Raw genomic sequence first — 15,842 nt, 5'->3', positions numbered from 1 at the left:
CCCGCCAACTGGCGGGAAGGCTTTTTTGCATTTACAAAACCTATTCCTTCGTGAGGTGCAGCACCTGACGCAGCACGCTACCATCGGCGTAGCTACCGCTCACCAGCACCAGATAGGTGCCGGTGGCTAAGTCGGCCACGTCCAGTGGCTGGGATTGGCCACCGGCCAACGTCCACTGGCGGGTGCTGCGGCCCGTAGCATCGAGCAGGCGCACTTGGTAGATAGCCGTGGCGGGTAGCGAGCTGAGGTCGAGGCTGGTACGCGCGCCGACCGTAGGATTGGGGTAGAGAGTCAAGCGCTGGCTGCCAGCCGGCGCGAATGATACTGCCCGCACGGGCGAATAGCTGCTGGTACCGTCGGCATCAACCTGATGCAAGCGGTAGTATACTAGTGCCCCAATAGCAGCGGCATTGCGGTCGATGAAGGCGTAGGCGTGGGCCGTAGTAGTAGTACCGTAGCCGGCTACCTTATCAATAGCCACGAAGTTGGCGGCTTGGCCGGTACTGCTGCGCTCAATGGCAAAGTACGCATTGCCCACCTCGGAGGCAGTGGTCCAGGCTAACTGGGCAGTGGTGCCGGCCGCCTTGGCCGTGAAGGTAGCCAGCACCACCGGCAATGGAACTGAGCTAACCGGGATGGTATAGGTAGCGATGTTGCCCGAGCCAGCATTCTCCGTATCGGTAGCCGTGTAGGTAAAGGTTGCATTGCCCGCAAAGCCATTGGCCGCAGTATAATACAGGGCTCCCCGCTGGTTATAAGGGATTACCTGGCCCGCCGTCACCACTTGGCCATTAGGTCCGCCTACCCGCAACGTACCAGAGGTCGGTAGCGTCTGGATAGTGAACGAGGCCACTGCTGCCCCTGTGCCGGTTACGGTAGCATTTAGAGGGGCGATGCTGGTGGCCGGGGCCAGCGCCGGAATACCGGGCGAATTAGTAATATTGGCCGCCATCAGGTTTACACTACACGTGCCAAAGTATAAGTCATCTAGCCCAAAGTCATTACCGCCCGCGGCCCGGTTAATGTCGCGCACCTCGAAGGTGGCAGAGGTGCTGCTACCCGAATACCAGACACCCGAAAACTGCACGTAGGTGCCAGTAGTAGTGGGAAGGGTAGCCGATGCGGAAGTTGACTTATTGTTGATAACGAAGCCCAGAATGGCCGGGCTTTGGGGGTTGACCGACTGCGCGTAGCCCGAGTAAGAATAGTATCGGTTAGCCACTACGGTTACGGTCTGCGCGTACACCTTGCTCTGGTTGGCCGCGCCATTCACTATCATGAAATTACCGCTGCCGCCCCGGCCCTTGCCGGCGAAGCTGGGGTGGTAAGTGTTGGCGTTGACATCTACCGCGTAAGTGGTTTCGGGTATCAGGCCCCCATTACCCGCACTGCTGTTAGCGGCCGGCGATACGTAATTATAAGCCGATGTAAAGACCGTATTGCCCTGCTCAAAGCCAGGGTTTTGCAAGAGGTCCGGGCCCGTAGCGATGTTGCATACCAGTGCTGGGTCATACACGTTAATTGTTACCGTGGCCGTGTTGGAACACACGCCGCTCTGGCACACCTGATACTGAAAGCTGTCGGAACCTAAATAATTCGTGCTGGGGGTATAGGTATAGGAGCCATCTGCGTTGAGCGTAACCGTGCCGTGGCTGGGGCCGGTTCCTACCTGTGTAACCGTGAAATTAGTCGTCGCGTTGGCCGGCTGGGTATCATTGAGGAGCACGTTACCGTTCGTCGCCGTATTTTTCGGCACGTCGAGGCCGTCGTCATTAGCTACGTAAGCATTGTTGCTGTTGGTAACTGGGATGGTATAAGTGGCCGTGTTACTAGTCCCCGCAGTGCCGCCGGCCGCGTTGGTTGCGTAGAAGCTGAACACGCCCGATACCGTCGAGCCGTTTGTGGGCTGGAAGGTCAATTTATTGGTATTGGCTATCGGAATTAGTTGCCCGCCCGCCGGAATAGCGGCCCCGTTGTAGAGCAGCGTGCCGCCGGTGGCTGGAAATACCGTAAACGAAACAATGCTGTTGTTAGGGTCGCTGGCTGCCTGCGGCACGGTCAGGCCGGGGTTGAGGGCCGCCGCGGCCGAGTTAGCGGCCACGTTGACATTGGTCACGTTGAACGCCGTAGGGCCACTAACTACTGGTGCGTTGCCCGAGAACTCTGAAGTGCCAGTGCTGGTCAGCGTGGCTGTGCTGGTTAGGAGTGCGCCACTGGCCGACAGGGCCGAGCGCTGCGCCGCCGTGAGACCGGCCAGCGGAATGCTAATAGTAAAAGAATTTACATTGGTACCCGAACCCTGCGGAAAGCCATTTATGATTGGTGGCCCGTAGCTGCCCGTGCCTCCACTGCTGGCAATCACCTGGCCGCCGAGGTAAGAATTGCCCTGCCCGAAGTTGTTACCCGCGTTGGGGTTAGCGACGTTATTAGGGGAAGCGATAAATAACTCCACCGTGACGCCCACCGCCGCCAGGCCCGCCACTACCAGCGTGGTACCGTTGAGCCGGGCCGATTGTAGGATAGGGTAGTTGATAAGGCTGTTTGCCCCGGTCGTGGCCGTGCTATTCAGCGTGACGTAGGGGCCGGTACCGGCGGTATTGTTATCACCGTTTTGCTCCAGGTCAATGCCAAGCTGGCCGCTGGCGGCCTGGCCGTTAGCAGCTGGTAGCGCGCCGTTATTGTAAATGGAGTTTTGGCTGATAACCACTTTAGTAGCAGCTTGGTCAACCAAGATACCCGCGCCGTAATTATCATAAATCAGGTTCTGAGTTACCTGGTCGCCCACCCCGTAAATGCGGATACCGGGCGTCGTGTTGGGAGCCGAAGCGCTAGTACCCTTGCCATTGGCGGCCACGGTATTACCGCTCCAAATATTGCCACCCGCCGATGGGAAGGCATCGATACCCGCACCCGCGTTGTTGCTAAATAGGTTGCTGCTGATAGTGGAGGTGCTGCCACGTAAGCTAAGTCCGGCCCAAGCGCTGGAACCCGCAGCATTACTGCGAAACTCGTTGGCCGTAAGGATAGCTCCCGTCACGGCGCTATTCGTAGTGACTCCTTTTCCGATGTTGAAGCCAATCAAGTTGTTAGTAAGACTTAGGCCCGTGCCCGTTACTGCCCGGATACCGTCGGCATTCGATACTGTCGGCGGCAGCGCGAAGCTGCTGGCCGCGCTGCCCACTACGTTACCCTGCAAGCTTACTTGGTTGGCTGCGCTGCGGATGTTGGCGTCGTTGTCGCTGTCGCCTGCGGTGCCAAAGCCATAGATGGCTAGGCCCAATACCCGGTCGCCGGTCGCCGTCAGGTTCAAGCCTACGTTGATGGCCCCCGTACCAGCTAGCTGTACCTCCGGCCCGTTAAGCTGGGGTAGGATAGTCCCAGCCGTCCCGACCGACCCGCCCGTGCCTAGTGTCACATCGTTCGTATTACCGATGTTAGCGGTCTGCGTCCAACCGTTCACGGCCGTGGCCGGCCCGGTTATAGTGGGCAGGGCTGAGCTGGCGCTGATGGCCGCTACCTGCGTGGTGCTCGTGCCCCCACTCAGCAGGCTGGCCGGGCCACCCGTAGCCGAGCCATTGTTGGCAAGTAGGCCGGGGTGAACCTTGCCGTCAGACACCATAAAAATGCTGGTTTCTACCCCGGCGGGCAGCGATACCTTAATGGGATTAGCGCCCACTACTTGGTTGACGTAGTTACCACTCTGAGCTAGTGTCGCCTCGCCTCCCAAAGCATTGGCATTGGTGATAAACTGTCGAAGCGAGCCCTGCCCGGCATCGTTGGCATTTACTATTAAGTCAAAGTTAAAGCCGAAGTCTACGCCCGTTATGCCGGTGCTGCTCACCGTTATTGGGGCTATACTTTGGGCCCCGATGCTGCTTAGGCCACTGCCCACCGTGAAGGCAGCGGTCTGGTAGGTGGCGTAGCTAGCGTTGGTCGTTTGCAGGTTAGCTAAAACATTGGTGCCATTAACTGTAACAGACAGCGTCTGTACTCCTCCGGAGCTACGCTTAGCGGCCTGAAAGCGGACGGTGTAAGTACCAGCCGGTAGATTGAAGCCTTGACTCATTGAGGCAACATTTTGTAGCAAAGCTGCCCGCACACCGCTGCTTGTATTAGGTGGGGTAAAGGCACTGTTATTACTTTGAATACCCGACCCCGCATTAAATGTCCACCCGATACCGGCACCAGTGGGGGTATACTGAAAGCCGCCGGTTATCGTACCATTCTCAAAACCAGGGTTGGCAATAGGGTTCGTGCTCAGCGGTGCGCCACCTTGCAGCACTTCCACGTTATCAACGAAGGCCGTATTATCACCGTTATTATTCTGGCCGGTAAAAGTCAGATTGATGTTGCTATTAGGGCTCCCGTCGGTACCGCCCGGGTATTCGCCGCCTACCCGGTTACCATCGGCGCTGCCGTTAGTGGTGCGAAAGGTTTGCACGGGTAGCAGGCCTGCTACTGCGCCCGCCCGGGCTGAGGTAACGGTGCCGTTGACGACGCGCACTGTGTAAGAGCCGGCCGCCGCAGTTGGAAAGCTATATTGGCCGCTTGCGTCGGTCGTAGTGGTGCCCGCCAGTACACTTGTACTGGTATACAACTCCACAGTAGCGCCGGGGCGGCCCACGGCGGCCGTTTGGCCGCTGGCTGCAGCCGAGCTAGCAGCCGTGGCGTAAGGCCGGCCGGCTCCGCCTCCATAGTTGGTATCCTCAAACACGGTACCCCGGATGCCAGTACCCGGCTGCACTATCAGAGCCAGGTCGTCGAGGCTGAAGTCGTCGCCGTTTGAAGCCCCAACCAGGTCACGCAGCCGGATGGTTAGCTGAGTGCTGGCCGACCCGGTCGTCAGGGTCAGGCTAAACTGTTGCCACACCGAAGTGCTGCCGGTGGTGGTGCCGCTCGTATTGCTGAACGGCGCACCGACATCAGCAAAATTGCCACCCGTGCTGGCGCTGCTGCCGCTGGCCGACACCTGGATGCTGGCCGGGCTCACGTAGAAGTTGTTTAGCAGCCAGAACGAGAAAGTATATGATTGGTTGGCTTGCAGGCCCGTCACGGTTTGCTGCCAGCAAATGGCTGTAGCCGAGGCCGGCGAGGCCGCGTTTACCATCAGCATGTTACCGAACCCGCTGGTGTGGTCCACGTAATTATTTTGAAAGTTTGGGTTAAATAGTTTAGTACTTTTCCCTACTGTATAGTCGCCGGCTCCTGCATCATTAACTGCTACATACGTGTAGCCACTGGTGATAAAGCCAGAGTTACCCGATTCGAAACCAGGATTAGTCAACAGGTTTTGTGCCCAACTTCGCACTGATATTCCTAGTAAAGGTAATAAAAGAAGATAAAATAAGAATTTTTTCATAATAAAAAAGATGCTGGTTATTAGATTGTTAGGTAGTAGTGCAGAACGTAAGCTCAAACCTACAACTGAAATTTATTATGTACACCCTTTTGATGTTATCTAATTAAAAAGCGCTTTAATTTTTTGCCTCACTCACTGGTTTACTGACCAATATTCGCGAAGTGAACAATTATGAAATTATTCATGAAGTATAATTATTTTGATAAATTATTGACTGATAACGTAAAACGGCCTTACTCTTCTAGAGTAAGGCCGTTTAGAATTTAGCTGCTAAAGCGGAGGTAGTATTACTCTTTGATGAGGCGCAGCACCTGGCGTAGCACCGAGCCATCGGCCAGAGAGCCAGTTACCAGCACCTGATAGGTGCCGCTGGCCAGGTCATCCAGGTTCATAGGCTGGAGCTGGCCGCCGCCGATGGTCAGCGACCGTACCGAGCGGCCGGTGGCATCGAGCACCAGTACCTGGTAGCTACCCGTAGTAGGCAGTGCGCTCACGTCGAGGGTCGTGGCGTGCTGGGCCGGGTTGGGGTATAGGCTCAGGGCGATGGTCGTCACCTTGGTGAAGCTCACGGTGCGCACCGGCGAGTAGCTGGTGGCCCCGTTGAGGTCTACCTGGCGCAGGCGATAGTACACCGGGCCCTGGGCGCGGGCAGCGATACTTGCGTCGGTGTAGGTATAGGCGTGGGCTGTGGTGGTGGTGCCCTGGGCGGCTACCTCGCCGATTTTGGCGTAGGCCGTGCCGTCGAGGCTGCGCTCAATGTCAAACGAGGCGCTGTTCACTTCCGAGGCCGTGTTCCAGCTCAGCAGCGCGTCGCGGTTCTGCACGGCCTGGGCCGTGAAGGCCGTCAGCACTACTGGTAGCGGGTTGGGCTTGATAGTGAAGGTCACCGTCTGCAGGGTGAGGCCGCCGTTGGCATCAATAGTCGTGACATTGACGCTGTAGGTGTGGGCGGTCGGATTATTCATCAAACCAGTAGCACTCACATCACTCACGTAAATCTGACCGGTAGTCGGATTTAGCGAAACGCCAGCTGGCAGCGTGTTGCCAGGGTTGCTGGTAGGGCCAGTGGCAGCGAGCACCGCGCTGGCAACCCCGTTGTTAGCGCCGGGTTGCAGCGTGCCGTTGGCCTGGTAGACCGAAGCCGTACCCGCATTGTTCACCGCGCCGTTCACGTCCGTGGTGTAGGCCAGCACGTCGCCGGTCGTGTAAGCGCTAGCCTTGGGGGCCAGTACCGTGTAGGTTGCCGCTTCAGTATCCGTTTCCACCGGGATGGTATAGTTCACAGTGGGCGACATATTACCCGCCGCGTCGGTGGTCAGGTAGGTGAAGGAAGCGTTGCCAACGTAGCCGGTCGCCGCTTTGAACTTCAGCGTCTGAGCCTGCGCGTCGGTCAGCGTCTGTCCGCTGGCTACGGCTGCGTAGGTGCCACCATTATTATAATACAGCACACCCTGCGACGCATCAGGCGCAGCAGCGATGGTATACTTGGAGGTAGCGAAACTGTTCTCGGGGTCCGAAGCGGCGAGCGGCGAGATGAGCAGGCCATTAGGCAGGCCGCCCGCGTCGCTTGATTGCGGACCTTGCAGCCTGTTCACCACGGCGTAGGCCAGCGGAGCCAGGTTAGTAACCGTGGTAGTAGCCGTGGCCGAGTTATTACCCGTGTTGCTCTCGCCGGGCGAGGTCACGTTGGCCGTCAGCGTCGCGCCGCCCGTGGGCTGCGTGATGGTGAAAGTATTGGCTACCGCCCCGTTGGTCCCGGCGGCCTGGCCGGCCGGAATAGTCCAGGTAATGGTGTTACCCGACTGCATACCGCTGTTGCTGATATTAGTGGCCGTGACGCCGGTCGGCAGCGTGACCGTCTGGGTCGTGATGCCAGTCGTGAGGGAGGGGCCATTGTTGGTCGTGTTTACGGTGTAGGTCACCGGGCTGCCCACGGGGGCCGAAGCCGGGCCGCTCAGGCTCGTTACCTCATCAAACGACGGGGTAACCGTCACGCTCGTGCTCGCTACGTCGTTGGCCTGGGCCGCCGCTGTATTGGGCTCGCTGGTGTTAGAGGTCGTGGCGGCCACGGCCGTTACCGTGCCGTTGGCCGGGGCCGTTACGTTCACAGCATAGCTCACGTTACCAGCCGCGCCGCTCGCCTGGCTGGCGATGGTCGAGAAGGTAACCAAGCCCGACTGCACGTTGTAGACCGCGCCGTTGGGGAAGGTGATAAGCCCATTGCTGAGCGTGCCCGCCTGCCCGGCCACCGTGATGGTAGCGGTTGTGAGGCCCGGAGCCAGCTGCAAGGTCGGCATCACGTTCACGGCCGGGTCAGTCCCGTTGTTACCGTAGGTCGCCGTGAAGGCGATGGTTGCGCCCGGTGCGGCCGAGGTGGCCGTAGCCGTTACGGCTGCCGTGATGTCAGCTGAGGTCGTCGTCGTGGGCGCCACGCTCGTGGCAACGCTAGCCGTGTTGTTGCCCGAAGCTGGGTCGGTAGTGGCCGACGATACCGAGGCTACCCCGGTGGTCTGGCCACCGGTCGCGTTTGGCATCACGAAGGTTACGTAGTTGGTCGTCGTCGCGCCGCTGGCCTGCGCGGCCACGGTCGGGAAGGTTACCAGGCCAGTCGTGGTATTGTAGGTGGAGGCGGTAGCACCACTACCATAAGTGATAGTATTGCTGCTCAGCGTACCAGTCTGGCCACCTACCTGGAGGGTAGCGTTGGTGAAGCCAGTTGCCAGTTGCAAAGTCGTCACAGCGTTGGTCGCGGTTGCGGGGCCATTGTTGGTCGTCGTTACGGAGTAGGTAACCGCGCTGCCCACCACGGCGGTAGCCGGGCCGGCTACGGTCGTGGCCAGGTCGGCGGTGCCCGTGATGGTCGTGAGGGCCGTAGTGCTGTTATTAGCCGGGGCTGCGTCAGCAGTAGCCGAGGTCACGTTGCTGCGCACCGACAGGTTCTGCGCCGGAGCGGCGAAGGTCAGGTTGTAGACCTGTGCAGCTCCGTTCAGGTCCGTTGCGATGGTCGCGAAGGTTACCAAGCCGGTCGTTGGGTTATAGGTCGCGTTGGTCACCGGGTTGCCAATACCATCCGTGATGGTCACGGCGTTGGCCACCAGGCCGGTTGGCAGTTGCACGGTCTCTACCACATTGGTAGCCACCATCGGGCCGTTGTTGACAAAGCGCGCCGTGTAGGTAACCGGCTGGCCGGCCTGGGCCAAAGCCGGACCCGTCACCGTAGAGGCCAGGTCAGCCGTTTGCGCCAGCGTGATACCTACCGAAGCCACGTTATCGGCCGGTACGGGGTCAATGTTGGTCGTAGCTACGGCAGCCATTGCCAGTAGCTGGCCGTTGTTGCCGGTGCTGGCCGGGGCGTTGAAGGTGATGGTATTACTCACGCTCGTGCCGCTGGCCTGCGTGGTCAGGGTCGAGAAGGTTACGATGCCCGTGGTACTGTTGTAGGTGCCACTGTTGGAGATGGTTACCCCCGTGAGGCCGGGTAGCAGCTGCACCGTCTGGGTCACACCGGTAGCCGCGTTGGGGCCGTTGTTGCCCGTTACTACGGTCAGCGTTACAGGGCTGCCTATCGTGGTCGAGGCTACCGAAGAGGTGATTGTCGTGTAGGCATTGGCCGTGCCTGAGGCAGGCGCTGGTGTCAGCACCGCTACGGGCGTGCTGCTGGTAGCCCCGTTGAGGTAGGCCGTGTTGTTGGCCGTGTTCGCTTCAAAGCTCGTGGTAGATACCACGGCCGCGGGTGAGTACGCCGCGCCTGGCTGCGAGAAGCTCACCGAATTAGCTACGGTCTGGCCGCTGGGCAGGCTGCCGACGGTAGGGAACACCACCTGGCCGGGCTGCACGTTGGTATACGTTACGCCGTTCACGGTGATATTCTGAGCTGTCGAGGTTCCGTTATAGACCCCGCCGTTGCTCACGTACACGTTGGTCAGGCCCTGGGGCAGCAACACGGTTTGCACTGCGTTGGGCGAAGGGCTCGGGCCGTTGTTGGTCGTCGTCACGGCCAGCGTTACCAGGTCGCCGGGCACGGCCGAAGCCGGGCCGCTGATGGTCGTCGTCAGGTCGAAAGTCGGGGAGATGGCGATGGTCGCGCTCTTCGTGTTGTTGGCCGTCTTACCCCCTTCGTTAGTCGTCGTCGAGATGAGCGAGGTAGCCGCTACCGGGCCGTTCACCGGCGCATCGAAGGCAATACCGGAAGTAATAGAACCGCCGCTCGGGATAGAAGTAGCACCCGTGTAGGTCACTACCCCCGTCGTGGAATTGTACGAGCCACTCACGCCATTCGCTCCGTTGGGGAACGAGATGATTACCCCCGTGAGTCCGGCGGGTAGCTGCACCGTGCCCGTTACGCCATCGGCCGTTGCCGGGCCATTGTTGGTGAAGGTCACATTAAACTTGGCCGGGTTGGTAGCCGTGGCCGGGGTGCCGGCTGCTACCGGGGTCGTGTTGGCCGTTAGGGTCGTAGCTACGTCGGCTACCGGGGCTACCGTCGTCGTGAGGGTTGAGGCATCGGGGGCGGTGTTAACGCCCTGCGAAGTCGTCGTAGTCACGTTGCTCATAATAGCCAGGGTGCCCGTGGCCGTCGTGGCCGGGGTGAAGCTGAAGTTAAACGAGTTGCTGGCCCCGCTGGCCAGCGTAGTGGCGTTGCCGAAGTCGATGGTGCTGCCCGAGAGCGTAGCGCCGGCGGGTAGTACCACGTTGGTAACACCGGCGGGCAACGTCACTTTGCGGGTTACGGCCGAAGCCGCCGAAGGACCTTCGTTGGTAAACGTTGCCGTGTAGGTGCCCGTGGGCTGGCCCAGCACTACCGTGGCGGGGCCGGTCAGGGCCGTGGTCACATCGGCGGCCGCCGACACCGGGATGGTGTAGGTAGCCACGTCGTTGGAGTACTGGCCCGTGTTATCGATGGCCGAGAAGGTGAACGCAGCGTTGCCCACGAAACCGGGGGTAGGGGCAAACTTGAGCTGCGCGGCCTGGGCGGCGGTAATGACCAGGCCGGGGAAGTTGGTGGTGTTGAGCACCTGCGCCCCCACGTAGAGCACGCCCTGGGTAGCGCTGGGCAGGTTCACCATGTAGCTGGTCACCGTGCCGTCCTGGTCGGTGCCGGCCAGCGAGGGATTCAGTGTCGTCGGGCCCGCGTTGTTGGGGATAGTGGCCGCGTTGGTGTTGCTCACCGCCACCGGCGGCACGTTCGATGGACCGGCGCAGAGTACCGAGTTCGGAATGACCACGGTGCCCGTAATGCCAGGGCCCGAATATTTCAGGTTGACGTTGTCCTGGCCACCGCCCGCTCCGTAAAATATCAGGATGTTGTGCTGGCCCACCGACAAGGGAATGGCCGCGCTCGTGGTGGTACCGTTGGTGTAGCTGGGCACGTTTATAATCGCGTTCCCTAGGGTTGGGGTGAAAGTAGTGGTCTGAGGTGCCCCCGTGGCCGGGATGGCATTGCCATCAATCCAGACCTGCAGGCGGTCGTCGATGTTGGAGCTGAACGTGTAGCTACCCGCCGTGGTGATGGTGATATTACCCCGGTAGCGGGCGCTGAACAGGCTAGTAGGCGTAGGTAGGGTCGCCGTCGTAATGGGGAACGTGCCAATTCCGTTGCCAGTCCCACCGTTCCGGGTAAAGTCGATAACCTGGTTTATGCCACTGTCCGACGTTTTCGTCTGGGTATTGAAGTAGTTCAGGTTATTATTGTAATCACCCCGGTAGTAGTCTGCCGACAGGCCGCCGTAGGAGTTCGTGTTGTCATAGTACGATTTCGCACAGTTGGCTGAGGCATTGTTCACCTGAATGGTGAGCGTAGCGGCATCCGCGGCCGCGTTAGCGCCTTGGTTGGCATCCGTGGCTACGTTGGCAGTCAGGGGGTAGGAGCCGGCCGTGGCCGGAGCCGTAAAGCCGAACGAGAACGTATTGCTGGCCCCGTTAGCCAACGAAGCCGCCGTGCCGAAGTTGACGGTCGTGACGGCCGTAGCGCCGGTGCCCGTGGTTGTGAAGGTCGCGCCGGCCGGCAGGTTAGCAGCCGTCACGGTCGCGCCGGCGGGTAGCGTCACAGTCTGCGTTACGTTGCTGGCCGTGCCCGTACCGTTATTGGTGAACGTGGCCGTATAGTTGGGGTAGGAGCCCGCGGGCTGGCCAGCACTCAACGTAGTCGGGCCGGTGATGGTGGTCGTCACATCGGCCGGGCAGCTGGCCCCGCTCACGCTATTGGCCACGCCGTTGTTAATTTGGTTATTAGTGTTGCCCGTCAGGCCGGGGTTCGCACCGAAAGAAGTACCGCCGTTGGTGGTGCCGGCAGTCGCGCCCGCCGCCGCTGAAGCCGTAGCTACCGAGCCATTCGTCAGGATGACGCCGCCGCCGCCGCCGCCGCCGGGGCCGTGGGGTACGCCGCCGCCCGTATTAGTGCCCCCGGTACCGCCGTTGGCGGTGAGGGTCAGGTTAGCCAGGCCGGCCGGGGTGGTGGCCGTCAGTAGGATGGAGCCGCCGGCCCCGCCGCCACCGCTGCCGTCGTTGACCACGGTGTTGTTGGCGTTAAGGCCATTGGCCAGGATGGTGCCCGTGCCGCTCACGGTGCCCGTGCGCAGCATCACCAGGCCGCCGCCGGTCGCGCCGCTGCTGGCAAAGCCGTTGTTGGGCGTGCCTGAGCCGTCGTTGGTTGAGCCCGCGCCGCCGCCGCCGCCCAGCACCAGCCGGCTGCTGCTGGCCACCGCGAAGGCCGCGCCCGGCTCGCCGCCGATGGCCAGGTTGGTATTCCAGGTGTTGCCGCCGCGGCCGCCGCGGCCGCCGTTGGCCCCGCCAGCCCCGCCGGAGTTCTCCGCGTTGTTGGTACTGCCCAGGTTGTCGGTGCCGCCGCCGCCGGCGTTACCGGGGGCTCCGCGGCCATTGCTACCGTTAGGGTAGTCCGAGCCCGTGTTAAAGTCGTCGGTACCAGCGCTGTTTAAGATGTTGATATACTTCGGAGTGCCAGCGGTGCCTTCGCCTTTCGAGCCGTGGGCACTCGTCACCTGGTTATCCGCGCCGGAAAAAAAGCGGTAGTCGGTGCCGGTGGCCGTGGTATTACCGGACAGCTTCCGGCCCCCACCGCCGCGGAAGCCCGCGCCGCTGGCGTTGATGGTGAAGCCGGCCAGGTTGGTTTGCTTGGCCACATCGATAGCGATAATACCGCCCACGCTGCCGTTCCAGGCCGTGGGGGTAATGTTGCCGCCCAGGGTCAGGTTACCAAACTGGGGCACCCGCACCACTTGGAAGCGGCGCTGACCGGCCGTGGTGGTAGCCGCCGCGTTTACATAGCCATTTTTAAGGGTAGTAGCCAGTGTGATGGTGCCCCCGGCCGTAGCCGTGATAGCACTGTTGGCCACTACATACTCATAGGTGCCGGCCGTGAAGTTGGCATTGTTCAGGTTACCGTTGGCCCCGCCGCCAGCTACCCCGTCGCCGTAGCTATCGGTATTAGTGGCATCGATGTCAGCCCCCTGCATTTGAATAATCAGTAGCAGGTCGCCGGCGGCAATGTTGGTCGTGCCCGTGGCTGCGCCTACTGCAATGGAAGTAGCCCCGGCCGCCACCGTTTGAGTGGCCGTGCTGGGGTAGTAGGTGTTCGGGTTCGTCGTGAGGCCCGTAGGCGAGCCGTCGCGGCCAGGATTGGCGCAGGCGGCTGGTGTGCCCATCGCTCCACTGGCGTTTACCGTGATGGCATAAGTAGCCGGGCTGCTGACCTGGCCGGCATCGTCCTTTACCGTGTAGTTCAAGCTGAACGTGCCGGTAGAACCTGCCGCGGGCGTAAACGTCAGCTGGCTGGCCTGCGCGGCCGTTATCACGGTGCCGGTCGTAACCGCCGTGTTTCCGATGAATAACGTGCCCTGGGCCGCCGTCGGTACCGACGTGAACGAGTACGACTGCACCGTGCCATCTACCGTCGAACTGAGGTCATTGACGTAAGCCTGGCTCGCGGCGTTTGATACGCTGCTGGCTACGGGGTCAGCTACCGGAGCTATCCGGCAGAAGTTCAGCAGGTCGATGCCGACTGCTTGGTTTGCGGAAGTGGCACCGGCCGCTGCGTTGTTATACGTTAGGGTTAGAGTGGTAATGGGCGAAGGGAAGTACGCTATAACCGATGCGCCGTCGCGCGTGCCATTGTTAGGTTGGCCCGCGATACCCGTGGCCGTGTTACCGCTGGTGGTGAAGTAAATCTGGTTGGGGTCCACCGGACTCAGGGACGGTGTAACGCTGGCTGCGCCGTTCTTACCTGTAAATACTACTTGGTCAAGATAGTTGGTACCTGCATCAATGTCTTCAACCCGTACCGTGAAGTTGGCCACGGGGCGGGTGAAGGTGAAGGTGACTGAAGAAGTTTTAGGGCTGCCGTTGGCGTAGTTATTACTCCACTTGATAGTATTGCCCGTGGTTTGCACACCGATTAATAGCGTAGAGTTGGCCGCCGAAGCCGCATCAACAGTATAACCGCCGCTGCTAATCTGTGTAACCGACGAGCCCGCCGGAACGCTGAGCACCGCGTGGTTTTTCCAATCTTCGCCGGTAGCTCCCGTAGTTGAGAAGTCCAACGTGGCCGTGGCCACGCAGGGTGTCACGGCTTGCAGCGGAATGGTGAAAGTGGCAGCAGCGGCCGAGGTCAGGTTAGCGTCGTCCGTTATGGTGTAGCTGAACGTGGTATTGGTGCCCGTGGCTCCAGCGGCTGGGGCGAAGCGCAGGCTGGCGGCCTGGGCCGGCGTTAGGGTCCGGCCGTTGGTTACGGCCGCGTAGGTGCTGCCCGTCGAGTTGTAATAAAGCACACCCTGTGCGGCAGGCGGGATAGCCGTCACGGTGTAGTTCTTCACCGTGCCGTCCACGGTGCTGCTCAGGTTATCAATATTAACCTGCCCGGCGTTGGTCGGGATGGTAGCCGAGTTGGTTACGTTGTTAGCTACCGGGGCTAGCCGGCAAAGACTCATGCTGATAATGCCAACGGTTTGCGTGCGGTCCGTGCCAGCCGCGTAGGCTAGGACGTTTTCATAGCTCAGCACCAACTTGGTAACGGGTTGTGGAAACCTTACCGTGACGTTGCTGGCCTTTATTGAATTGGCGGGAGACGTACCCGTAAAAGCATTTTTTTTGCCCACAACGCCCGTTGGCAGGGTTGAGCCAGTGCCCACAAAAGCGTTGTAAGGGCTAGCCGCCGTTACGTCTGTATTCTTCAAATCAATCGGGTTGGTATCCGTCGCGTTCACGTACCCGTCGAAAGTCATCCGGTCGGTGAAGTTGGCCCCGCCCACGGTGCTTTGGTCGATATCGTTTACGATGATGGTCAGGTTAGAGACGGGCCGGCTGAAAGTATACGTTACCTTGGCTGCACCCGTCGCCGTCCCGTTATTTTGGGTATTTTGCTGCCACACCAGCGACTTCTGGTAGATGTTGGGGTCAGTGCCTACCGAGAAAGTATTGGCCCTGCCCCCGGCTACCGTGGTGCTGTAAGCACTAGTAGTAACGGTAGTAGCTCCCCCAACTGTTTCGGTAGTGGCCGTTCGGTCGCCGTTGGGTGCCGCGGAGTAGTCAAGCGTGCTGGTGGTCGTAGTACACGTTTGGGCCAGTGCAGTGCGTGGCGGCCCGAAGGCCGCGCAAGCAAGCAAAAGGGTGAGTAAGCGTATGATTGGTTTCATAAAGGTGAAAACAAACGTTGGACGGGGAGTAATAAGAAAAATGAAGTTGAGGGAGAAGAAGTTAAGGGGAAAACCCTGCTTCTTTTAGGCATCATAAAAGCAAGTGAAATTATCTGTAGTATCCGGCAGGCTAACCGTTATTTCGACCGGCAAATGCTTTTGCTAGTCCAAGTATGGCTACTACTATGCGTAGACATGAAATGTACTTTACGAAGTAAGGGGTATTGCAGGATTTACCAGACAAATAAAAAAAATTGTCAAATAGCGTCTATTTAAACGCTAATTCTTATGATTTTAACAAAAATGCATGCTGAGAATAGTTACAACATGAATTTAAATTATATAACTTTTTTTATAATTTTCTGGAATAAAATTTACCGTCTGCTTCTTATCATAAAAAACTTAATATTGTTTTAATTGATTTAAAATAAATGTAGAGCCGACTTTTAATGATTAAGACAAGAAAAAGTCTGCGACGAATTATCTGCTAAATGCTCATACACACAGCAAATGTACTTTGTATTGACTTGAAATAAGATAATTTGCCAATACACGTAAGGTTTTGAAAATATTTTGTCTTATTTTTTTTAAAAAGCTCATTTAAGAGTTTTTTGAGCAATTTCACTAATTTGCTACTTGTACTTTAGAAAAATAAAAGACAATCCTGCCTTCTTAAAATTATTTTATTAGATTCAAAAAACATGAAAAATTTATATTTATAAAAGGAAAATGCATATGAAAATTACCGAAATAAGAAATGCTATGTGATATGGTCTGAATCAAGTAAATTCATTTTTCAAGAAAAAATAGAACTTATCGCTGGTAATGATGATGTT

General features: G+C 58.7%; 2 protein-coding genes. Both read right to left on the bottom strand.

All coding sequences use genetic code 11. The features are described 5' to 3' along the window. Window positions 1-40 precede the first annotated feature (40 nt). Window positions 41-5,140: a beta strand repeat-containing protein gene (locus LC531_RS16700; RefSeq protein WP_223652267.1), complete on the bottom strand. Its 5,100-nt coding sequence runs from the start codon at window positions 5,138-5,140 to the stop codon at window positions 41-43. A gap of 506 nt (window positions 5,141-5,646) precedes the next feature. Further along, entirely contained in the window at window positions 5,647-15,006 is a 9,360-nt protein-coding gene (locus LC531_RS16695; protein WP_223652265.1) for a DUF11 domain-containing protein, read from the bottom strand. Between the last annotated feature and the right edge of the window lie 836 nt (window positions 15,007-15,842).

Source organism: Hymenobacter psoromatis (assembly GCF_020012125.1).
Taxonomy (GTDB): domain Bacteria; phylum Bacteroidota; class Bacteroidia; order Cytophagales; family Hymenobacteraceae; genus Hymenobacter; species Hymenobacter psoromatis.
This window is presented reverse-complemented; position numbering and strand designations above follow the sequence as displayed.

Excerpts from the sequence above, each read along its gene's own strand:
- LC531_RS16695 (WP_223652265.1), bottom strand. The coding sequence starts at position 15,006 with ATGAAACCAATCATACGCTTACTCACCCTTTTGCTTGCTTGCGCGGCC.